General features: G+C 35.1%; 19 protein-coding genes and 1 pseudogene. 9 read left to right on the top strand and 11 right to left on the bottom strand.

Features of this window, described 5'->3' with window-relative positions:
* Window positions 1-314 precede the first annotated feature (314 nt).
* The 4 genes from C6H25_RS07935 to queF all read right to left on the bottom strand — a co-directional run bounded on the left by C6H25_RS07935 (window position 315) and on the right by queF (window position 5,218).
* Window positions 315-1,688 carry a PD-(D/E)XK nuclease family protein gene (locus C6H25_RS07935; RefSeq protein ID WP_104748890.1) on the bottom strand — a complete coding sequence of 458 codons (1,374 nt, stop codon included), beginning with the start codon at window positions 1,686-1,688 and terminating at the stop codon, window positions 315-317.
* Between the two features lie 44 nt (window positions 1,689-1,732).
* The gene (locus C6H25_RS07930; RefSeq protein WP_104748889.1) at window positions 1,733-3,445 is read right to left on the bottom strand and encodes a hypothetical protein; all 1,713 of its coding nucleotides are present in this window, start codon (window positions 3,443-3,445) and stop codon (window positions 1,733-1,735) included.
* A gap of 82 nt (window positions 3,446-3,527) precedes the next feature.
* Window positions 3,528-4,205: a hypothetical protein gene (locus tag C6H25_RS07925; protein ID WP_104748888.1), complete on the bottom strand. Its 678-nt coding sequence runs from the start codon at window positions 4,203-4,205 to the stop codon at window positions 3,528-3,530.
* A gap of 560 nt (window positions 4,206-4,765) precedes the next feature.
* Window positions 4,766-5,218, bottom strand: coding sequence for a preQ(1) synthase (queF, locus tag C6H25_RS07920; protein ID WP_104748887.1), 453 nt, complete (start codon window positions 5,216-5,218; stop codon window positions 4,766-4,768).
* Window positions 5,219-5,276: 58 nt separating this feature from the next.
* Between queF and rsfS the strand changes: the two genes are divergently transcribed.
* The 3 genes and pseudogenes from rsfS to C6H25_RS08895 all read left to right on the top strand — a co-directional run bounded on the left by rsfS (window position 5,277) and on the right by C6H25_RS08895 (window position 8,223).
* Window positions 5,277-5,618: a ribosome silencing factor gene (rsfS, locus tag C6H25_RS07915; protein ID WP_104748886.1), complete on the top strand. Its 342-nt coding sequence runs from the start codon at window positions 5,277-5,279 to the stop codon at window positions 5,616-5,618.
* A gap of 13 nt (window positions 5,619-5,631) precedes the next feature.
* Window positions 5,632-6,510 (top strand): tRNA (adenosine(37)-N6)-dimethylallyltransferase MiaA, encoded by an 879-nt coding sequence (gene miaA / locus C6H25_RS07910; RefSeq protein ID WP_104748885.1) that lies wholly within the window; start codon window positions 5,632-5,634, stop codon window positions 6,508-6,510.
* A pseudogene (locus tag C6H25_RS08895) lies at window positions 6,510-8,223 on the top strand (phosphoethanolamine transferase). The gene miaA and the pseudogene C6H25_RS08895 overlap by 1 nt, the downstream one beginning before the upstream one ends.
* A gap of 87 nt (window positions 8,224-8,310) precedes the next feature.
* On the opposite strand, the gene C6H25_RS07895 reads toward C6H25_RS08895, so the two are convergent.
* Genes C6H25_RS07895 through C6H25_RS07870 form a run of 6 tightly spaced genes read right to left on the bottom strand, consistent with a single transcriptional unit; the run spans window position 8,311 to window position 14,684 of the window.
* The gene (locus tag C6H25_RS07895) at window positions 8,311-9,090 is read right to left on the bottom strand and encodes a UDP-N-acetylmuramate dehydrogenase (protein ID WP_104748883.1); all 780 of its coding nucleotides are present in this window, start codon (window positions 9,088-9,090) and stop codon (window positions 8,311-8,313) included.
* Between the two features lie 2 nt (window positions 9,091-9,092).
* Window positions 9,093-9,359 carry a flagellar biosynthesis protein FliQ gene (gene fliQ, locus C6H25_RS07890; protein WP_014658699.1) on the bottom strand — a complete coding sequence of 89 codons (267 nt, stop codon included), beginning with the start codon at window positions 9,357-9,359 and terminating at the stop codon, window positions 9,093-9,095.
* 26 nt (window positions 9,360-9,385) lie between these two features.
* On the bottom strand, window positions 9,386-10,696 hold the full coding sequence (fliI, locus tag C6H25_RS07885; protein WP_104748882.1) for a flagellar protein export ATPase FliI: 1,311 nt from the start codon (window positions 10,694-10,696) through the stop codon (window positions 9,386-9,388).
* Entirely contained in the window at window positions 10,697-11,611 is a 915-nt protein-coding gene (locus C6H25_RS07880; protein ID WP_104748881.1) for a CpaF/VirB11 family protein, read from the bottom strand.
* A gap of 12 nt (window positions 11,612-11,623) precedes the next feature.
* A complete protein-coding gene (gene ileS / locus C6H25_RS07875) occupies window positions 11,624-14,416 on the bottom strand; it encodes an isoleucine--tRNA ligase (RefSeq protein ID WP_104748880.1) in 2,793 nt (930 codons plus the stop codon).
* 10 nt (window positions 14,417-14,426) lie between these two features.
* On the bottom strand, window positions 14,427-14,684 hold the full coding sequence (locus tag C6H25_RS07870) for an RNA-binding S4 domain-containing protein (RefSeq protein ID WP_104748879.1): 258 nt from the start codon (window positions 14,682-14,684) through the stop codon (window positions 14,427-14,429).
* A 116-nt stretch (window positions 14,685-14,800) separates the two neighbouring features.
* On the opposite strand from C6H25_RS07870, the gene C6H25_RS07865 reads away from it, so the two are divergent.
* Window positions 14,801-15,445, top strand: coding sequence for a hypothetical protein (locus C6H25_RS07865; RefSeq protein WP_418904561.1), 645 nt, complete (start codon window positions 14,801-14,803; stop codon window positions 15,443-15,445).
* Between the two features lie 108 nt (window positions 15,446-15,553).
* Window positions 15,554-15,724 (top strand): hypothetical protein, encoded by a 171-nt coding sequence (locus C6H25_RS08665; protein ID WP_158653909.1) that lies wholly within the window; start codon window positions 15,554-15,556, stop codon window positions 15,722-15,724.
* A 324-nt stretch (window positions 15,725-16,048) separates the two neighbouring features.
* Here C6H25_RS08665 and C6H25_RS08775 read toward each other — a convergent pair whose 3' ends face one another.
* On the bottom strand, window positions 16,049-16,186 hold the full coding sequence (locus tag C6H25_RS08775) for a hypothetical protein (RefSeq protein ID WP_199768960.1): 138 nt from the start codon (window positions 16,184-16,186) through the stop codon (window positions 16,049-16,051).
* A gap of 433 nt (window positions 16,187-16,619) precedes the next feature.
* Here C6H25_RS08775 and rsmA point away from each other — a divergent pair, with 433 nt between their 5' ends.
* From rsmA to rlmN, 4 genes are read left to right on the top strand one after another with little or no spacing between them, the layout of a single operon-like run.
* Window positions 16,620-17,450, top strand: coding sequence for a 16S rRNA (adenine(1518)-N(6)/adenine(1519)-N(6))-dimethyltransferase RsmA (gene rsmA / locus C6H25_RS07850; RefSeq protein WP_104748877.1), 831 nt, complete (start codon window positions 16,620-16,622; stop codon window positions 17,448-17,450).
* Between the two features lie 46 nt (window positions 17,451-17,496).
* On the top strand, window positions 17,497-19,599 hold the full coding sequence (locus C6H25_RS07845) for a ribonuclease J (RefSeq protein WP_104748876.1): 2,103 nt from the start codon (window positions 17,497-17,499) through the stop codon (window positions 19,597-19,599).
* The gene (locus C6H25_RS07840) at window positions 19,583-20,578 is read left to right on the top strand and encodes a KpsF/GutQ family sugar-phosphate isomerase (protein WP_104748875.1); all 996 of its coding nucleotides are present in this window, start codon (window positions 19,583-19,585) and stop codon (window positions 20,576-20,578) included. The genes C6H25_RS07845 and C6H25_RS07840 overlap by 17 nt, the downstream gene beginning before the upstream one ends.
* Window positions 20,568-21,641, top strand: coding sequence for a 23S rRNA (adenine(2503)-C(2))-methyltransferase RlmN (gene rlmN / locus C6H25_RS07835; protein WP_104748874.1), 1,074 nt, complete (start codon window positions 20,568-20,570; stop codon window positions 21,639-21,641). The genes C6H25_RS07840 and rlmN overlap by 11 nt, the downstream gene beginning before the upstream one ends.
* Window positions 21,642-21,883 lie beyond the last annotated feature (242 nt).

Below are 21,883 nucleotides of genomic sequence, written 5' to 3'. Positions count from 1 at the left end.
ATGCTTAAAGTTTGCTTAAATATAAAAAGATTTGGAGAAAGATTGAAAAAAGATTTTAAAGAAATGGTTGTTGTGTTCTTATAGGGGTTTTGAGTGGGTGGTTAGATTGGGTTGGAAGAGTAATAAAAAGTGGGGTAGGTAGAGATTAAAACAATGGGTAAGCTAAATAGAGCTAGAGTGTTTTTCATAATAAATTCAAAAATATCCCTTTTTAAAGAATGGAGTAGGATAGATTATCCTTATTGTACCTAGCACTACTATCATAAGTAATGCTATAGCAACACTAACAATTCTTACCTAAAAAATCCATGCTTTTATTTTTCTGCGTTATCCATGTTAGCGTTTAATGTCTCCACTAATTCTTTATGCTCGTTGAAATAGTCTAGAATAAACTCGCACAATTTTTCTACACTTAGGGTTTTATCTGCAATGCTTTCTACAAAGTCTTCACTGAGATTTAGAGCTTGACTCAATTCTTTATAATCTGCCCACCAATTTTTCATTTCCCCCAATTTTTCATCTGCTTTGCAAGGTTTATTCAAGGAATTTTTTATGATTTCTCGCTCATCAGCCTTTCTTTGATATTCTTTGGGGTCTTTGTTTTTGTCATCATGCAAGGTGCGAAAATGCGTTCTAAATCCAAAAATTGCTTTTCGCATAGAAGTTTCTAAAAAACCAAAGTCAAATGTCCATCTTGTCTTCTTGTAGGCATTAGGCATTATCCTTAAAATGTGCTTATCCCTAGTAATGTTTTCTTTTTCTACATTCTTTTCCTTAAAATTAAGGCTAACACACCACTCATTATCTATTTTTTCTTCTAAATTTTCTTTCACTTCTTTTAAAAACTTTTCAGCGATTTCCACTCTAAAACTATCAAAATTCCTATGCACTTCTTTAGCCATTTTGTAATGTTCCCCCATTGTTTTATATAATTCACTATTCATGTTTTGCTCCTTATGATAAAGTTTGTCTAATAATTTGTCGTAATGCTTGAAAATCACGCTAAAGTCATTCAAATCGCCCACTTCTTTGGCTTTTGATTTGAGTGTATCCACTTCTTTCAAGCATTCTTTAACCCATTCTTTCATCTCTCTTTCATAGCAAAGGTTTTTAAAAAATATGCCCTGCTCTACATTTTCTAATTTAAGCTTATCGCCTTTGTAAAATAGCTTTGTGTTGCTCTCATCTAACTTGAAATCGCCTAAGCTGTTTTGACTAGGTAAGCGTTCTTTGTCTTTAGTCAAATACAAGACACAAAGATTTTGTGCGTCTTTAATTTTATAATCCTTGATTACACCTAGAATATAATCAGAAATTTGATTATCATCATCGCCTGCGTGTATCTTATTTTCTAAAATGATATGCTTAAACCCATCGCTTAAAAACAAATCCATTCGCCTACTGCCATTTGTAGTAACTTCTTTTTTGACAATCTTAGTGTCTGTGCTATTAAAACCAAAACTCTCTAAATGACACGCCTTTAAAAATACTTTTAAAAACAAGTCTTTTTGATAGTGTTTCCCATCAGGGTCTAAGAATGAATGTAAGATTTTAGAATGTTTCACTTCATCGCTCTCACTCATCAGCACGCTAAACACATTGTAATCATGCAAGCCCCTAGCTCTTTTTATCTCAAGCTCTTTTAAAGCATGTTTGACTTTGTTAAAGAATAATTGGTAGCCACTCATTTTTTCTACTCCTTAAATGATTGTTGTTTAACTAGATTGTATATCTATCCTAAAACAAACTCTTCTATATTCTCATTTAAAACTTCTATCACTTCTTGGTGTTTTTTAAAGTAGCCATAGATAAAAGCGCTGTAATTGTCAGCGTTCAAGCTCTTATCTCTCAAGCTCTCTAAAAAGTCTTTTTCTAACTTTAGGGCGTCTTCTACATTATGCTTATCCAAATGACAATCAAAATTAGCCTTAAAATCTTGCTCTGTATTTTTGATGAAATACACCATTTTTAAATAGTTCAAAGGCTCTTTTTTTCTATTCTTAATACTAAAACTTGCTGGGCAATTCCACGCAAGATAAAGACCATCAATCGTTAAGAGATTAAAATCAAGTTTGGATTTTTTATCGCTCTTAAAATTAAGATTTAATTCTAAATCGTTATACCTTTCTTGTATTTCTAGCTCCCAATTAAGCTCATCTTTCAACTTTTCTTGTAAAATCTCGTGCGTTTTAGAAACAAAATCTTTGGTTAAAACCATAAATTCTTCATAGAGTTTGTTCATCTGTGTGAGCCATTCTTTATGTTCCAAGCAATACTGATAGATATAATCCGCTATTTTAGGAACATCTTTAACCCCTAATGTTTCTAGGTTAAGCTCTTTTTTCAAATCTCTTTCATCAAAATAATAACCAGACATAGCCTCTATATAGTTTGGCTCGGTTTGTTGCAAAATCGCTTGGACTTGCTTGTGGCTAGTTTTACTTTCGTGGCGGCATCTAATCTGTGATTCACTATATTCTATTATCTCTGTTACACCATATCCCCTACTAATCTTTTCTATAGTGCTAACACAAAAATTATCATCAAGTTCGTGTATATAAAAATTCGTCCCCTTAAACTTCTCTTCTAATGCCATTTTTAAAAGCTTTGTTATTTCATGTTTATTGTGTTTTTCTTGCTCATGTTTTTGTGCGCATTCTTTATGCCGGTTCAAAATGTGTAGCACTTTCTTGGTAAACTCTTCTGTGCTTATCTTTTTTGTTTCAATTAAATTAAGCAAATTATCTTCTAATTCAGTCTCATCATTTTTAATCTCATATTTAAAACAATACTTGAAACAACAATAGTAACAATGCTCTGTAATAGAATTTTCAAATACTCCTATGCTACAATAACGATGATCAAGCTCATCATTAAATTTAATGTCAATCACATGATTTCCAAAATGAGAGTATCTTACTTGATGATCTGAAGGGATTTTTTCTTTAACAAGGCTTATTACGGATTTAAGAAACTCTTCTATAACTTGCCTTTCTTTGTCATATTTTTCTTTTTTCTCTAATAAGGCTGATTTGTTTTCTTCAAAAACTTTTAAGACAAATTCGCCCAACTTATCTGAAAAAAATCTCAATATTATAATATAGTATATTATTGAACATTTTAAATCAAGATATTCCATAACATGTTCCATAATATCGCATTCTATAGCTTCTATCTCATTACACCCAAGAAGACTCAATCTTACAGATGACTCAATCTCTCCTAGAGTAATATAAATTTCAAAACCTTGAGTTGTGATAGTCATTCTGCCATCACTTGCGAAAAAGTCTATTACCTCAAACCCCTTTTTTAAAAAATACCCTTTTAATTGCCTTAGAAATTCGCCTATAATTTGATATTTAAGGTTATCGGATTCTTTCTCTAAATATCCCCAATAACCCCTTTTTCTCTCTTCTATCATCGCTTTTATTTTTTCTTTTTTCATTGTTTAATTCTCTTTCATTAATGTCATTAAAAAGCGTTACAAAAATGTAACGCCCAAAAAATTTTTTAAAAAACTTTTAAACTCACACGCCTTTAGACTTTCTGTATTCTGTGATTAAAGGCTTAATTTCATCTTTAAATAAAGCTAAGTATTGATTGGGTAAGCCTATGGTTCCGGTTGGATGGGGTAAGGCGATGATTTCGCATTTTTCAAAACTTTGGAAACCCACTCTAAAACCATCGGTTTTTTTGGTTGTGATTTGCATTCCGCTTTCTGTTTCTTCTTCCACTTCATATTCAAAAGATTTTTTAAAGTATTGTGGCTCACTTTTAGCATGACCTAAAATCTTTTCTACACTAGGCTTTAAAGAGCTATCATTCAAAGCATCTAGCATGGTAGCTCCAGCAAACATTAAAAGCTTTGGCTCTAAACTTTCTATGAGTTTCAAAAAGCGCTCTTTGCTTTGAGTAGAACACAATAAATTTTTATCAATTGTTTTGCTATGCCCATCGCACCACTCTATCTCTACGATACTTTTTTCAAAATCACTCATTTTTGATTCTTCTGTTGCTAAGGGGTGCTCCCATAAATCAAACCATTTGATAAGTCTCTTTTGATACCTATAAGGAAGGGCTGAAAAATACTTTTCTTTATCGCCCTTATCATTTTTGGCATGGCTGTCATCGCCACCTCTTTGATAACCACACACCACTAAACCATGCTTTTTGTTAAGTTCGCCTAATTTTGAACTATAGTCCATAATCTTCTCCTTTTGTTTTTAAAATTAAAATTTTTTTCTATTGTGTCAAAAGACACAAAACGCTTTTATCCAAAACCCTTATTTAATTACCACTACATCTTAGATTGCCCCCCTTTTACTAGGTTAAACCAAGTCAAACAGCTATGTATTTTGGCATTCATTAAAATATTGTTTGAAAAATTTTTAGCACATTGCTTGAGAAAAAAATAAAAATTGTAATGGAATAAAAAGATAAGCTTTTTAAGAGAGAGAGAGAGAGAGAAGACAAATTTTTAAGAATAGCTTTCATTTTTATTCCTTTTGTTTATACTATCTATTCGTGTAAATTTTCGCCATTTTACACTACAAAAGTCAATCACGAACCAAGGCACTTTTTGGTTCAAAAATTTTTGAAGACACCATTTGAAAATGCCGTAATTTACTTTTATGGATTATAATGCTAGTTTTGTTTTTTAAAATCTTTATATTCAACCCCCCCATATTTGTTAGCTGTTAGCAAAGCCACGCTAAACAACGCAAACCAAATAATCTTGAAAGTCTAAAAAATGATTTTTTAAAAGCTATTTCATATTCAAAAGGCGTTTTTCTTTAAAATCTTGATACTCTTTGAGAGCGTAATTGACAAAAGGTTTAATCGCAATCCCCCCCCTAGAGACAAAATCCCCATACACTTCCAAATACTTCGGCTCTAGCAATTCTACCAAGTCAAGCAAAATCGTATTGATACAACTTTCATGAAAACTTCCATGATTTCTATAACTGAATAAATAGAGTTTTAAAGACTTGCTCTCTACCATTTTATCCTTAGGAATGTAGCGGATATATATCGTGCCAAAATCTGGTTGTACAGTGATAGGACAAAGGCTTGTAAATTCCTTGCATTCTAAAGTAATCAAGGGATCTAAATTAGGGTTTGGGTTAGGAAAGGCTTCTAATAAATCTTTGTTGTATTCAAAAATATAGGGCGTTTTAGTGCCTAAGGATTTGAGATTGAGTTCATTAGGGGGGTTCATTAATATTCCTTGATTTAAGTTATAATAAGGTTATTTTAACCCATTTTTTAGGAAACTTATGAATAAACGCATAGAAACCATTATGGCTCTACTAGATGAAAAAAAGGCTTTTGATATCACACATATTGATTTGTCTAAAACCCCTTATTTAGTAGAAGATGTCATTATTGCAACCGCTCTGGCTAGTAAGCATGCTCTTTCTTTACTAGATACCCTTAAAAACACCCTTAAACCCTTAGGCGAAATCTTTTATCAAGTAGATGAATCTAGCGAAGAGTGGATTATCATTGATTTGGGGGATTTGATGGTTCATCTTTTTACAGAAGATTGCCGTAAAAAGTTTGATTTAGAAGGGTTTTTGAATACCTATAAAAGCGAGCAAAACCATCAAAACGCCTAAAAAACTTATCGCTATACTAGGAGCTAGTGGAAGCGGAAAAACCGCCCTTTCTATTGAGCTGGCTCAAAAATTAGATGCCGAAATCTTTTCTTTGGATTCTTTGAGTATTTATAAAGATATTAATATCGCTTCGGCTAAACCAAGCCTAAAAGAGCGAAAAAATATCAAGCATTACGCCCTAGATTATCTCAATATTGACGAAAAGAATAACGCCCAAATTTTTAAAACCCTTTTAGAAGATGCTATTAGAGTATGCCCTAAAAAGATTTTACTCATTGTAGGGGGGAGTAGCTTTTATCTCAAATCTATTTTAGAAGGCTTAAGTGAGATGCCAAAGCCTAGTAGTGAGCAAATTTCAAAAATAGAGCAAGAAATCAACGCCCTAACTAACCCCTATGAGTTTTTAAAATCTATTGACCCTAGCACAGCTTTTAAAATCCATTGTAACGACACTTATCGCATTCATAAGGCTTTAGAAATCTTTTATCTTACTCGCACTTTACCAAGTGAGTATTTTAAAAAAAATCCCAAAAAGCCCTTTGAACATGCCATATCTTTATTTGCTCTTAGTATTGACAAAAACACGCTTCAAAATAACATCAAAAAACGCACTAAAAACATGCTTAGTCTTGGTCTTATTGAAGAAATCAAAGCCCTTTATGAAAAATTTCCCAAAGATTCACAGCCCTTTAAAGCCATAGGCGTTAAAGAGAGCATTCTTTATTTAGAAAAACGCCTAACCCTTAGTGAGCTAGAAGAAACCATTTCAACTAACACCCTTAAACTCGCTAAAAGACAAACTACTTTCAATAAAACACAATTTCAAAATCTCTGTATGGGGGGCATTGAAGAAATTAGACAAGCGGTTTTAAACACCAAAGGACACTTATAATGACAACTCCACTCATAAAATTCTTTAAAACCCTTTTTGTGCCTAAAAATAGCGTAACCTTAGATTTAAAATTTTTTATTTTTCTCTTGTGTAACGCTCTTGCTAGTGCTTATAGACATAGCGATTTAATTTCTTTTTTTAAAGGGTTTTTATACGCTTTTTTAGTCGGGTTTGTGGTGTATTATTTTTGTGCGTTAATCTCTAAAAAGCCGCTACGGCTTTTATTAGAATGGCTGTTTATAACAAGTGGTATTGTTTTTAGCGTTACAGAAATTTTTACGCTTCTTATCTTTGGCATGCCTTTTTCAAAAGACTTATTTGATAGCCTTTTTGCCACTAACCATAACGAAACGATAGAATTTATCCAAAATTATAAAACCTATCTTTGTTATTATCTTTTTATTTTAATAGTCCTATTTGTTGCAATTAAGATAATTCGTTTTGGAGTGCTTGTGCCTTGTTTTTTAGCGAGTGTTCTAGGGCTAACTATTCTTACTATAGAAAGCGTGCGTAATGTTAAATATCTTACAGACGCTCTAAATGAGAACATTTTAAAAGGCTCATTGCGTTATATCTCTTTAACTAGGGGTTCTTATTACGCCCTTTTAAGCTCATTAAAACGCTCAGACGCTAGAAAAATTTACACTTCTTTAAAAAACAATAATCTACCAAGCCACTATCTTTCTAGCCTAAATGGGATTAAAAATATTATCTTAATCATAGGCGAGAGTGCGAGCAAGAATTTTATGCAACTCTATGGTTATAACGCCCCTAATAACCCCTTATTAAGCACACTTGCCAACGAGAGAGAGAGAGAGAGAGAGTAAAACCACTCCACAATCTCTTTTAAAACCTAAAAATCTATTTATCTTTTCTAATGCCATAAGCTCTCAAGCTGATACTTCTGCCACTTTTGAAAACTTGCTTAATTATAGTAATTTTGAAAAAACTAAGCCTTGGTATCAATACCATAACATGATAGATATTTTTAAACTAGCGCATTATGAAACCTTTTGGTTAGAAAAGCAAGAGCTAGATGAATTTTCATCAACTCAAAGCATTGTTTCTAGCCGTTCTAAAGAACGCCATTTTATTCTAGGGCAATACGATGAAAATCTTTTAAGTTTTTATACTAAAAATATCCAACCTAAATTAAAAGATAAAAATTTTATAGTGTTCCATTTACTAGGCTCACACCCAACTTATTCCAAGCGTTTCCCCCAAAACTTTGCCAAATTCAAACCAAGTGATTTATCTTTTTCTCATTTGCATGTGAGTAATGACAAAGACAAGCAAATTGTCGCTGATTATGTTAATTCGCTTTATTATAACGATTATATTCTCAATGAAATTTTTAATCTCTTTAAAGATAAAGACGCCATAGTGTTTTATCTAAGCGACCATGCCCAAGATATTTTTGAAAGTGGCTCTACTTTTGGGCATAAATGCTCTAAGTATGGCGTAGAAATTCCTTTTATGATTTATGTGAGTGATATTTTTAAAGAAAGACACCCCGAAAAAGTAGAATTGATTAAACAAGCTTTGAATAAACCCTTTATGAGCGATGATTTAATCCACTCTTTATTACCTTTAGTAGGAATACATACTAAAGATGAAATAGAGAGTAAAAATCTTTTTAGCCCTAAGTTTGATGCTACAAGAAAAAGGGTTTTTTGTAATAGTATCAATTATGATGCAATTAATCAGGAGTAAATATTTTTAATTCAGCATAACTAAAAGTCTTTATTTTATTATAGTTTAGTAGCGTGCCTTTTTATGCGAGAATACAATACATTTACCCTAAACTAAAACCTTAACTTCTTCTTCTAAATGAATGCCCCATTCTTGCAATACTCTAGTCTTGGCTAGTTCTATCAATTCTAATGCTTCTTCAAATTCTGCACCCCCCAAATTCACTAAAAAATTCGCATGCTCCTTAGCAAAGCCCACTCTTTTAAGACAATAGCCCTTTAAGCCCACGCTTTCTAAGAGTCTTCCTGCATAATCATTAGGCGGATTTTTAAAACAGCTCCCAAAACTAGGCAATTTAGGATGGCTTTTTCGCATGCTTTTACATGCTTTAAGAACTTCTTCTCTAAAACCATGCATTTTTTTAAATCTCGCTCTTAAAACAATGCCATTAAACGCACTACTACGATAACTTAAGCCTAAATTCTTATTCTCTAGCCATTCATTATTAATACAAGCGCTTTCTAAAATATTTTTAATTTCAAACTCTTTCATACCGGCATTCATTTTGATTAACGCCCCTAAAGTGCCGGGTAATTGCCCTAAAAACTCCAAACCCCCCAAATTGTTCGCCCTAAAATAACCAAAAATTTTAGCCGCATTTGTCGCCCCCCCTACTTCAATAGTTCCGCCCCTTTCGCAAATATAATCATAATTTTTTCCAAGTATGGCGAGATTTTTAACTCTAGGTGCGATTAAAAGATTGTTCGCTAGACCTATAATTTGATGTTCTTTAGAGATTTCATTATCGTGTTCTAAAACACTCACTTTTAAGGGTGTACCAATTTTCACGCTACTATAAGAAGAAAAATCAATGATTTTTTCTAGCATTTCTAGCCTATGATTTTAGGAATAAGCTTGATTAAGGTTTTTGTGTAATCTAAAAGCATGTTAGTCATCCAAGGCATGGTTAAAATAATGACGCCAATTACAGCTAGTATCTTAGGCACAAAGGATAAGGTCATTTCATTGATTTGAGTGGTCGCTTGAAAAATACTCACTAATAGCCCCACCACTAAGCCCACTAATAATACCGGTAAAGAAATCATTAAAGTGATTTTATAAGTCTCAATGGCGAGTTTCATCAGTTGTTGTTCCATTTATACTCCTTTAATTGCCTTTATTTTTAGGGGGTTTGTAAGATTTCTTCTAACTCTTTAGAGCTTTTTTCAAAAGGTTGTAAGGCGTTTTCATCTTGCATTAAAAATTGCTCCATTAAAGCCTTTTTATTAATCGCTTCATCAAGTTCTCTATCATTCCCCATTTGATAAGAGCCGATACGAATAAGCATTTCATTTTCTTTCAATAACGCATACAAACGGCGGAATTTTCTCGCATTTAGGTTTTGAGACTCACTTGTTATATCTCTAGCTACCCTTGATGCGGAGTTTAGAATATTGATAGGCGGATAGATACCATAATCGGTTAGCTCCCTACTTAAGACAATATGCCCATCTAAAATACTTCTGGCTTGATCAGCTATAGGGTCGCTTAAATCATCGCCCTCTACTAGCACGCTAAAAAAGGCAGTAATGCTTCCCTTGCCCTCTTCTTTGCCAGCTCTTTCCATAAGCTGGGGCAATAATGAAAGTGCCGATGGGGGGTAGCCTTTGGAAGTGGGCGGTTCGCCTAGAGCCAAGCCGATTTCTCTTTGAGCCATAGCAAAACGAGTAACTGAATCCATCATAAACAACACATCTAGCCCTTGATTTTTAAAATACTCCGCCACGCTCATCGCACAAAACGCCCCATATTTTCGCATTAAAGGGCTATCATCGCTTGTGGCGACAATTAGCACGCAAGAGCTTAAATCCCCTTTGAGATTCTTTTCTATAAATTCAGGTATTTCTCTACCCCTTTCGCCTATTAGAGCAATCACTTTAATTTGTGCCGCACAACCCCTAGTAATCATACCCATTAAAGTGGATTTACCCACCCCAGAACCTGCAAAAATGCCTAGTTTTTGCCCCTTGCCACAAGTCAAAAGCCCATCAATGCTCTTTACCCCTACGCTAAAGACCTCATCAATCAAGCCCCTTTTTAAAGGGGCAATAGGACTTGTAATTACAGGGGCTAGGCTCTCATAATCTAATGCCCCCTTATTATCAATGGCTTGTCCTAAAGGATTAAGCACTCTTCCTAAAAGATTATGTCCCACAGGAAAAGTCAGCCCCTCTTTTAAAAACAGCACTTTATCCCCAGCCCTAGCCCCCTCTACAAAGCTAAAGGGCGTAAAACCAAATTGCTCTTTTTCTACCACCACGACCATTCCCACGCATTCTGTGCCATCGCTTTTTTCAATCTTCACCACATCGCCCACTGATGGGTTAAAACCATTCGCATAAACGATATTTGGCATGATTTTTTTCACACTCCCATAGCGGGGCGATAAATCAAAATTTTGATTCAAGCGGTTTTTAAGCGATTTTAGGGGCATTTAAAACTCTTTAGTGAATAAGACTTCAGTAATTTGGCGGACATTCTTAACTCTATTTACATGCACGATAACATCAATCGCACTCTTAAAATACGCTTGCATTAAATCCTTATCTAAAGAATGCGAATATCGCATGCCCAAATTCAATGAAAGAGCTTCTAAAGTTTTTTTAGCACTACTTGCATGAATGGTTGAGAGCATGCCCTTATGCCCCGTGTTTCCTAAACGCAAAAATAGTGCCGCATTTCTTGTGTCAATCTCACCCACAATGAGTCTATCAGGGTTTAGTCGCATAGCCATATTCAAGGCATCTTCATAATTAAAGCACCCATTTTCTTGCTTACCCACTAAAAGCCCTACACAATTTTCAAACGCTTTTAAATCTAGCTCTTGACTATCTTCAACACTCACAATTCTTTCATCTTTATCTACATTATTTAAAAGAGCGTTTAGCAAGCTTGTTTTCCCACTTGAAGTCTCCCCACTAATAAGAATATTATGCCCTTTTAATGCTAAGTCTTTTAAACTCTCTTTATCGCTTGTTTTAAAAGTGAAATCATCTAACTTTAGGGGTTTAAGCTTTGGCACACGGATATTAAGCGTAATTTGATTGTTAGTGGTAATGCTAAAATGATTCGCACTCACTCTGTAGCGTGTAAAAGGAATGGAGCAATTAAGCGTAGGGTGAAATGCATCAAAAAATAACCCCCTAAAACTTGCTAATTGCTCGCAAAATCTCAGTAAAAATTCCTTGCTAAAAAGTTCAGCTTTGATTTTTTCTCGGGTATTATTGACTTTATAAAGCCAAAGCTCTTGTTCGTTATTGATAATAAGTTCTGTAATGCCACTTTCTAAAAAAGGCGTAAAATGAGCGATTAGGGCTTGTAAAACTCTATGGGTTTGTAAAGTTTGCAAAGCCCTATTTCCTTATTGTTGTTCTTTTAAAACTTGCTCGCAACGCTCACAAGGGGCATTTTCTAACTCGCTTTTAAAACGCCAACATCTTGGGCATTTAAAAAATGGGGCTTTAAAAAGCATAAATTTTGAAGTCTCGCTTAATTTTTCTTTAGCCATATTTTCTTTAGATTGCCCCACAAAGCTTACCATAAGCAATTCTTCCACTAAGTTTTCATTGAGCGTTTTGTCTTTAATTTCAATGCCACATTCTAGTGAATTTTTAACTACGCCTTCTTTTTTCAATTTGTCTAATTCTTCACTAAACATTGAACGCAATTCTAAGATTTCTTTAAAATCTTGTTTTTTTAGTTCTTTAATATGGAGTTTTTCTAAAACCTTAATATCTTTTAAGTCAAACACATCTCTAGCGTCTAAAAACGCACGAAGCACTTCGCTATGCTCTAAGACTTCTTCAATGCTGTGCGTTAAAATCGGAGCTAAAAAGTAGCACAACCTACTAGCTACAGCGAGTAAGACCATTTGAATGGCTCGGCGTTTTTGATTATCTATGCTATCACAATACAAGCTATCCTTACAAGCATCTAAATAAATCCCACTCAATTCATTAGTAACAAACGCCATTAAAATATTCAAGCCCTTAACAAAATCATGCTCTTCAAACGCACTATTCACTTCATCGCTCATGCTCTCTAATTTTTCTAACAAGAAACTATCTAAAGAGCTGAAAGTATGGGGGCGTTCTAAATCTTTAAGTGTCATATCACTAAAATTAGCGAGCAAGAATTTTAGAGTGTTACGGAATTTCTTATAATGTTGCTCAGTTTGGGTAAAAAAGGTTTGAGAGACTCTCAAATCGTTTTGATAGTCATTAAATGCTACCCACAAACGCACAATATCGCTCCCATGCTTTTTGAGTAAGCTATCTAAGGACACGACATTGCCCTTAGATTTACTCATTTTTTCGCCCTTTTCATCTACGATAAAGCCATGCGTAATAACCTTTTTAAAAGGAGCGATGTTATTTAAAATACAGCCTAGTAAGAGCGAGCTTTGAAACCACCCCCTATGCTGATCACTCCCCTCTAAAACAACATTGCTAGGACTTTGCCCTTTTGTCCCCTTATAGTCTTCTAAAACCGCCTTAAAGGTGCTGGCACTATCAAACCACACATCTAAAATATGTATGACTTTTTCATAGTGCTTGGCATCATCTCTATAACTAGGGGGTAATAAATCCATTACGCTATATTCCCACCATATATCACAGCCCTTTTTTTCAAAAAGCTCTGCTACATGCTCTAGGATTTCAGATTCAAAACAAGGCTTATTTGTGCGTTTGTCTATAAAAAAGGCTAGTGGCACACCCCATTTTCTTTGCCTACTCAAGCACCAGTCAGGGCGATTCTCTATCATGGTCTTTAGGCGGTTTTTCCCACTAGATGGCACAAATTCCACTTTCTCAATCGCATTTAAAGCCACTTCTCTTAAAGTTTTTAAAGAGCTATCATTTTGAATAAAAGGCTCATCCATTAGAATAAACCACTGCGTCGTCGCTCTATAAATCACCGGTTTGTGCGTTCTCCAGCAATGCGGATAGGAATGCTCAATTTCTTGCTCTAAAAGTAAGGCTTGACCCAAATCACTAATGATGCGTTTTTGAGCCTTGAAAACATGTTCGCCTAGATAGCTTTTATCTAATAATTTTTTATGAATAATAGTCTCATCATAGCAACCCTTTTCATCTACAGGCATAAGCACTTCTAAATTGTATTCTAAGCCTAGATAGTAGTCATCTTCACCATGTCCGGGGGCTGTATGGACTGCCCCTGTGCCATCTTCTAAACCTACATGTTTGCCTAAAACAACGAGCGAATCTCTGTTATTTAGTGGGTTTGTAGCGACTAAATATTCCAAAACATTGGCATTAAATTCATGCGTAATCTCACTATCTACCACTTTTAAAGCGACTAACTTCTCATACAAGGCTTTTGCAACGATATAACCCTTTTTGGTAAGCACATAAATGGCGTCTCTTTTTAGAGCAATCGCTACATTCGCACACAAAGTCCAAGGCGTGGTCGTCCAAATCACTAAACTCGCCTGATTAACCCCTAGTTTTTTTAAACTCTCATCATTTAAACTAAATGCCACAAATACTGAAGGCGATTTTTTCATTCTGTATTCCACTTCAGCTTCCGCTAAAGCACTCTCACACGCATAACTCCAATAAATGGGCTTATGGCGTTCTTTTAAAAGCCCTTTTTTAGCCACTTCTACTAAGGCTTTATAGATGCTTGCTTCAAATTTAAAATCCATCGTTTTATAAGGCTCTTCAAAATCTCCTAAAACGCCTAATTGTAAAAACTCATTCTTTTGGATTTCTAAAAATTTCTTAGCATGCTCTCTACATTTTTCTCTAAAAAGTGTCGGGTTTTCTAAGCTTGTTTTTTCTTTCTCTAATTGCTCTAAAATCTGTTGCTCAATGGGTAAGCCATGGCAATCCCAACCGGGCGTATAATAAACTTTCTTTCCCTTAAAATACTCTCTTTTTACCACAATATCTTTTAGAATCTTATTGAGTGCATGCCCTAAATGCAAATGCCCATTCGCATAAGGAGGGCCATCATGCAAAGTGAAACTTCCATGATTACTCTTTCTTTCTATATTTCCCCTTTTTTGCATGCGTTTAAACGCCCCTTGTTCTTGCCATTTAGCATAAGTCTTAGGCTCATTAACGCTTAAATTCCCTTTCATAGAAAAGGTAGTCGTATTTAAGTTTAAGGTATTCTTGTATTCTTTCATTCAATTATCCTTATTCAGTAGTGTTTTTAGGTTCTATGTAAAGATGTATATCTTTTCTAGGCACATTTTTTAAAGTAGGCACTTGTAAAATAATGTATTCTTCTACTCCCTTTAGGTAGTGCAAACTAATAACATCGCCCACTTTCACTTCCTTGCTAGGCTTACTACAACTCCCATTAAGCCACACTGCTTTTTCATTACACATATCTGTCGCTAAAACACGCCTTTTAACCAAGCCCACTGATTGTAAAAATTTGTCTATTCGCATGCGACTATTTTACCCTATTCTTTAACTTTTTACTCATAACTTATAATGGTTTTAGTTTTAGCATGTTAGCATTCAACAACCACTCTTTTTAAGGAATTTGTTTGAAAAACCCTAGTATATTCTTAAGCCTTTTTATCGTTTTTACCCAACTATGCGTTGCCTCTAGCACTAAAAAACCTGCTAAAAGCCTTGTTAGCATTTTTATCGCTCATCAAGGCGGGAGTGTTCGCACTTATTGGCGAAAGATTGACCCTAAAGTTGTCGCACAACACAATGCTTTATTAAAAGAAAAGGGGCTTTTAAAAAGCGCTTCTAAACTCAAGCTAAAAGACCCTAGAGGGCATTTAATCGCTTTAGGGGGGAATAACTTTTTTATGCTCTTATGGAAAAACAGCTACTCTAAAGCTAAAGTTCAAACTCTCAAGCTAGAACCCGGATTTTATTATTTGGATTCTTTTAGTATCCATACTTCAAAAGATATTATTCAGAGCGCTCCGGGCTATCCTACCTTAAGAAATGGCTATGATTTTAAAAATAACCAACCCTTTTTTCTAGCTTTTGAAATCAAGTCTAATCAAAAAAATATCACTCTTCCTAGCGTAGAATTGAGTCTAATTAAAACTTCTAGGGGTGTTGTAGGCGTATTTTTATTCAATAATCATGAAAAAGGGGCTAACGCACAATGGATTGAAGGGAGCTTGAATCAAAAGCTTAAAATTCCTCACAAACCTTTAAATAATCCATGGGAAATGGAGCAATAAAAGCTCTTAGATTTTTAATTCAAAAAAATGATTTAAGTTAAAAAGATAAAAGAAACAAAAAGCCAAAGGCAGTTACGCACTGCCCTTGACCACACGGAGCTACTATTCGTGGTGCCCGTGGTGTCCGTGACAGCAACCTTCCTCATGGTGCTCACCATGGTGTTCATGACCCTCATGGTGACCACTGTGGTGGTGGTGGTGATGCTCACTGCCATGATAGTGGTGATGATGATGGTGTTGATGATGGTGGTGGTGTTCACCGTTGTGTTCATGATGTGACATGGCGTCTCCTTTAATTCAAAATTTAAGTATCTAGCTTTTTACTTGCTAGATTAGCATTGTAAAACACAAAAGCTAACCAATTGTTAACTTTCAAAATTTTTTGTATGATTAATTTTAAAAAATACACATTATCAAAAAAAGGCAAAAAATTTTATCTACAGAACCTAAAATATTGTAGAATTACAAACAAGATAGTTTAGAAGATGGAAAGATAGCACATTGTGCGTTTTTAAGATAAAGCTCTTAGGGCTTAAAGCCTTCGAGCTTGCATAAGGTAGCAAGAGCCACAAGTGACTCTTACCGCCTAAGCCTTTCAACAACTTAGTTTCTAGAATTGTTGTTATTGTTGTTTCTAGCGTTGTTGTTGTTGTTGTTTTGCGCATTGTTGTTGTTGTTGTTTTGCGCATTGTTGTTGTTGTTGTTTTGCGCATTGTTGTTGTTGTGATTATTGTTAGACATGGTGTCTCCTTTAATTGAAATTTGTGTCGTTTTGAGCGTGTCGCTCGGCCTCTTTGCTTTGCTTGTTTCCAAGCTTTGTAAGTAACCTAGTAGCAGTGCTAACCACCATTGTGGTAGTGATAGTCAGCACATTAGCTTGGTGCTTACATTCCGTCTAACTACTCAACTAAGCGTTGAATAGTTAGATTGTTAATATAAATCACAAAGATAATGAATTGTTAAACAAAGTTAAATTTCATCAAAATTTTTACTTGTTTTTTGAATCTTTATTCAAACCTATATCAATGGGGTCTGCTTTTAATGCCACCGCTCAAAAATCGTTCATTTTAAGAGAAAAAAGCTATAATGCCCCACAAGATACAAAACTTTTAAAAAACAAAGCTAAAAGGCGAACACTTTTTAAGTATAATAGCCGAAGTAGGAACTGACACTTATGGTTGTAGCTAAAAAGTCTTTAGGACAGCATTTTTTAACTGATGAGTCGTTTTTAGACCAAATTGTCAATGCCTTGCCCCCCCTAAATCAATTAAAACTAATTGAAATAGGCGTAGGGCTAGGCGATTTGACTTGCAAAATGCTAGATTTGTATCCGCTAAAGACTTATGAAATAGATGACGAGCTGTGTGAGTGCATGCGAGCAAGGCTTGAGAGAGAGAAAAGGCATTTCCCTTTGGAGCTTGTGCAACAAGATGCCCTTTTTTTAAAAGAGAAAGAGCCTTATTTTTTAATCTCTAATTTGCCGTATTATATCGCTACTAGGCTTGTTTTAAACGCTCTTAAAGACCCTAAATGTAGGGGCTTATTAGTGATGACACAAAAAGAAGTGGCGTTGAAGTTTTGTGCTAAAGAAAACTCACAAAATGCCTTAAGTGTTTTGGCGAGTGCTGTGGGGAATGCCACTCTTTTATTTGATGTGCCACCTAGTGCGTTTAGCCCGCCACCTAAAGTGTTCTCTAGCGTGTTTCAAGTCATTAAAGAGCATTCTAAAGAAGACACATTAGCTCATTTAGGGCAAAAAGGTGTCTTAGAAAAAGTGGATTTTGACAAGGCGTTAGTGCTTGGTTTTGATAGATTAGAAGATTTTTTGAAAGCTTGTTTCATGGCCCCTAGAAAGACGCTTTCAAACAATCTTAAAAAAAGCGTTTCTTATCAAGAAAAGCTTGCTAAGGTGTTAGAATTTTTAGAACTAGAGGGACAGCCTCAAAGCGTGAGAGCATCAGAGATAAAAGACTATCTTAAGCTCTTAGATTTTATTTTAGATTGAATAACACCCTTTTTTTAAAGGGCAATAAACAACAAAGGAAAGACCCATGCAAGATTACAACGAACATAAAAATCAAGAAAATTACGAGCATTCATACAACCACAATCCGCATAATCCCAATCACAACGAACCAAGAGTTGGAGCTTTTAATCGCTTTGCTAACCGCAAAAAGCGTTTTAACAAAGAGAATGCTGAAAACAAAGATGAGCATTCTAATCACCCAAGAAACCATAAAAAAGAACACGCAAACCATCACAACAAAAAACCGACTAGCCCTAATTACAATAAGTCTAAAAACACCCCACAAAAAACAAGAAATTACGCCAAAGAAGAGCTGGATAAAAACAAAGTAGAGGGTGTAACAGAGATTTTACATGTGAATGAGAGAGGAACTTTAGGCTTTCATAAGGAATTAAAAAAGGGTGTTGAAGCTAACAATAAAATCCAAGTGGAACATTTAAACCCGCATTATAAGATGAATTTAAACTCTAAAGCAAGCGTTAAAATCACGCCTTTAGGGGGCTTAGGCGAGATTGGGGGCAATATGATGGTGATTGAAACCCCAAAAAGTGCTATTGTGATTGATGTAGGCATGAGCTTTCCTAAAGAAGGACTATTTGGTGTGGATATTTTAATCCCAGATTTTTCATACTTGCACCAAATCAAGGACAAAATCGCTGGTATTATCATCACCCATGCCCATGAAGACCACATAGGAGCAACGCCTTATTTATTCAAAGAATTGCAATTCCCCCTTTATGGCACACCCTTAAGTTTGGGTCTTATTGGAAGCAAGTTTGATGAACATGGCTTGAAGAAATACCGCTCATATTTTAAAATCATTGAAAAACGCTGTCCCATTAACATTGGCGAATTTATCATTGAATGGATTCATATCACACACTCCATCATTGATAGTAGCGCATTAGCCATTCAAACTAAAGCAGGCACGATTATTCATACCGGCGATTTTAAGATTGACCACACTCCAGTAGATAACTTACCCACTGATTTGTATCGCCTAGCTCATTATGGCGAAAAGGGGGTTATGCTTTTATTAAGCGATTCTACTAACTCTCATAAAGCTGGCACCACACCTAGTGAAAGCACCATAGCCCCTACCTTTGACACTCTTTTTAAAGAGGCACAAGGCAGAGTGATTATGAGCACTTTCTCTAGCAATATCCACAGGGTGTATCAAGCCATACAATATGGCATTAAATACAACCGAAAAATCGCCGTAATCGGTCGCTCTATGGAAAAAAACCTAGACATTGCTAGAGAGCTAGGCTATATCCATTTGCCCTATCAATCCTTTATTGAAGCCAATGAAGTAGCGCAATACCCTGATAATGAAGTCTTAATCGTAACGACCGGTTCACAAGGCGAAACCATGAGCGCTTTATACCGCATGGCTACTGATGAGCACCGCCATATTTCTATCAAACCAAGCGATTTAATCATCATTTCAGCTAAAGCCATTCCGGGCAATGAGGCAAGTGTTTCAGCGGTGTTGAATTTCTTAATGAAAAAAGAGGCCAAAGTGGCTTACCAAGAGTTTAATAATATCCATGTGAGCGGGCATGCCGCTCAAGAAGAACAAAAGCTTATGCTAAGACTCATTAAGCCTAAGTTTTTCTTGCCTGTGCATGGGGAGTATAACCATGTCGCACGCCACAAACAAACCGCTATAGCTTGCGGAGTGCCTGAAAAAAATATTTATTTAATGGAAGATGGCGACCAAGTAGAAGTAAGCCCTAATTTCATTAGAAAAGTCGGCACCATTAAGAGTGGGAAAAGCTATATTGACAATCAAAGTAGCCTAAGCATTGACACTAATATCGTGCAACAAAGAGAAGAAGTAGCAAGTGTTGGGGCATTTTTTGCCACGCTTTTTGTAAATAAAAACAAACAAGCCCTTTTAGAAAGCTCTCAATTTTCTAGTCTAGGGCTTGTAAGCTTTAAAGATGAAAAGAATTTGACTAAAGAAATTCAAGGGGGCTTAGAAATGCTATTAAAATCTAGTAATGCTGAAATCTTTAGCCACCCTAAGAAATTAGAAGATTGTGTGCGTAATTTCATTAGAAAAACGCTCTTTAAGAAATTTAGAAAATATCCAGCCATAATTTGTCATGTCCACTCATCTTAATTTTAATGCTATTGCTACTGGCGTTCTAAAAGATGAAGCAAACGCGCTTTTAGAAAGCATAAAGCAATTTCAAACCCCTAATGATTTAGAAGAAATTATCAAGCTCATTTTAGAAAGCCAAGAAAGGGGGGGTAAGCTTGTTGTTGTAGGCGTAGGCAAAAGTGCCTTAGCCGCTCAAAAAATTGTGGCGTCCATGCTAAGCACCGGTAATAAAAGCGCTTTTTTACACCCAACAGAGGCTATGCATGGGGATTTAGGCTTAGTAGATAAAAACGATATTATTCTAATGATTAGTTATGGGGGGGAATCTCAAGAATTGTTAAGCGTATTTAGTCACTTAAAACGCTTGAGTTATAAAATCATTACCATGACTAAAAGCCCTACTAGCTCACTCTCTAAACTAGGCGATTATTATTTGAGCTTAAAAATTGACAAAGAGGCTTGTCCTATCAATACCGCCCCCACAACTTCCACCACACTCACCCTTGCAATAGGCGATGCTTTAATGGCATGTTTAATGCAAGCTAAGAATTTTAGCAAAGAAAATTTTGCGTCCTTTCATCCGGGTGGGCTTTTAGGTAAAAAACTTTTTATAAAGGTCAAAGATTTATTACAAACCACCAATCTTCCTTTAATAACGCCCAACACAAGCTTTAAAAACGCTCTCATAGAAATGAGTGAAAAGCGCTTGGGTAGTGCGATTTTAGTCAATGAAAATAACGAGCTTATAGGGGTATTAAGCGATGGCGATGTGCGTAGGGCGTTATTAAAGGGGCTTAGTTTAGATAGCGAAGTCAAGCATTTTGCCACTCTAAAACCTAAAAGCTTTAATCGTTTAGACGCTCTTATTTTAGAGGCGTTAGAATTTTTAGAACGCCATAAAATCCAGCTTTTAGTGTGCGTAGATACTCAAAATAAAGTTTTAGGGGTCTTACATTTACACCAACTTTTAGAATTAGGGTTATCTAATGAAACCTAGTATATATGATTTTACTTTAGATGAATTAAGCCAACTTTTAAAACCAAGTTTTAGGGCTAAACAACTCTATTTGTGGCTCTATGCGAAGTATAAAACAAGCTTTAAGGACATGCAAAATAATTTTTCAAAAGATTTTATCGCTTATTTGGAACAAGAATTTGTTTTACGCACCATAGAAATCACACATATTAGTAAGAGCATTGATGGTTCTAAAAAATATCTTTTTAAATCTTTAATAGATGGTCATACTTTTGAAGCGGTGCTTTTAAAGATGAAAGATAAAAAGATTGATGAAGAGAGTGGCGTAATACTAGAGGGGGAAAAATACACCGTATGCGTTTCATCTCAAGTAGGCTGTCAAGTAGGCTGTGCGTTTTGTTTCACTCAAAAAGGCGGTTTTGCAAGAAACTTAAAAGCAAGTGAAATTATCCAACAAGCCCTACTCATTAAAGAAGACAATAACTTACCCATTGAAAAAGCGCTTAACATTGTCTTTATGGGAATGGGTGAGCCTTTGAATAACTTAGATGAAGTGTGTAAAGCAATTGAGATTTTTAAGGTCAGCTTACAAATTTCACCCAGAAGAATCACGATTTCTACTAGTGGCGTAGCTGATAAAATTCCTGTGTTAGCAAGCAAGAATCTAGGCGTGCAATTAGCCATATCCTTACACGCCGTAGATGATAAAACCCGCTCATCTTTAATGCCTTTGAATAAAAAATACAATATTGAATGCGTGTTAAATGAAGTGAAAAAATGGCCTTTAGAACAACGCAAACGAGTGATGTTTGAATACCTTTTAATCAAAGACTTAAACGATAGCTTGACTTGCGCTAAAAAACTTCTAAAACTTTTAAATGGCATTAAATCTAAAGTGAATTTGATTCTATTCAATCCGCACGCTGGCTCTAAGTTTCAACGCCCTAGTATAGAGAGCGCTAGAATTTTTGCAGACTTTTTAAACTCTAAAGGGTTATTATGCACCATTAGAGAATCCAAAGCCCTAGATATTGAGGCGGCTTGTGGGCAATTAAGGGAGAAAAAGCTTAACGAGCAATCTTAAGAACTTAAAGCCTTAAATTTTAGCTGCTTTTCCTACAATGATCATTATTGTTTTTTGAGACCTTTAAAAACTTGCCTTACTATAGAGGCTTTAACCCCTATAGTAACTCATTAATGCACTTTAAAAACAGATTAAATCCTAGAACTTAATCTAAGATTTATCAAAACTACGAAACCCTATTTTATAAACTTAAATCCCCTCCTTTTAATCAATCCAATCTCTCTAAAAATTCACCACATAGT

Origin of the sequence: Helicobacter cetorum (assembly GCF_900198405.1) — a bacterium.
Classification (GTDB): domain Bacteria; phylum Campylobacterota; class Campylobacteria; order Campylobacterales; family Helicobacteraceae; genus Helicobacter; species Helicobacter cetorum_C.
This window is presented reverse-complemented; position numbering and strand designations above follow the sequence as displayed.

What these genes read in the sequence shown, in the direction of transcription:
- C6H25_RS07935 (WP_104748890.1), bottom strand. Translation starts at nt 1,688, where the DNA reads ATGAGTGGCTACCAATTATTCTTTAACAAAGTCAAACATGCTTTAAAA.
- C6H25_RS07930 (WP_104748889.1), bottom strand. Translation starts at nt 3,445, where the DNA reads ATGAAAAAAGAAAAAATAAAAGCGATGATAGAAGAGAGAAAAAGGGGT.
- C6H25_RS07925 (WP_104748888.1), bottom strand. Translation starts at nt 4,205, where the DNA reads ATGGACTATAGTTCAAAATTAGGCGAACTTAACAAAAAGCATGGTTTA.
- queF (WP_104748887.1), bottom strand. Translation starts at nt 5,218, where the DNA reads ATGAACCCCCCTAATGAACTCAATCTCAAATCCTTAGGCACTAAAACG.
- rsfS (WP_104748886.1), top strand. Translation starts at nt 5,277, where the DNA reads ATGAATAAACGCATAGAAACCATTATGGCTCTACTAGATGAAAAAAAG.
- C6H25_RS07895 (WP_104748883.1), bottom strand. Translation starts at nt 9,090, where the DNA reads ATGCTAGAAAAAATCATTGATTTTTCTTCTTATAGTAGCGTGAAAATT.
- fliQ (WP_014658699.1), bottom strand. Translation starts at nt 9,359, where the DNA reads ATGGAACAACAACTGATGAAACTCGCCATTGAGACTTATAAAATCACT.
- fliI (WP_104748882.1), bottom strand. Translation starts at nt 10,696, where the DNA reads ATGCCCCTAAAATCGCTTAAAAACCGCTTGAATCAAAATTTTGATTTA.
- ileS (WP_104748880.1), bottom strand. Translation starts at nt 14,416, where the DNA reads ATGAAAGAATACAAGAATACCTTAAACTTAAATACGACTACCTTTTCT.
- C6H25_RS07870 (WP_104748879.1), bottom strand. Translation starts at nt 14,684, where the DNA reads ATGCGAATAGACAAATTTTTACAATCAGTGGGCTTGGTTAAAAGGCGT.
- C6H25_RS08775 (WP_199768960.1), bottom strand. Translation starts at nt 16,186, where the DNA reads ATGTCTAACAATAATCACAACAACAACAATGCGCAAAACAACAACAAC.
- rsmA (WP_104748877.1), top strand. Translation starts at nt 16,620, where the DNA reads ATGGTTGTAGCTAAAAAGTCTTTAGGACAGCATTTTTTAACTGATGAG.
- C6H25_RS07845 (WP_104748876.1), top strand. Translation starts at nt 17,497, where the DNA reads ATGCAAGATTACAACGAACATAAAAATCAAGAAAATTACGAGCATTCA.
- C6H25_RS07840 (WP_104748875.1), top strand. Translation starts at nt 19,583, where the DNA reads ATGTCCACTCATCTTAATTTTAATGCTATTGCTACTGGCGTTCTAAAA.
- rlmN (WP_104748874.1), top strand. Translation starts at nt 20,568, where the DNA reads ATGAAACCTAGTATATATGATTTTACTTTAGATGAATTAAGCCAACTT.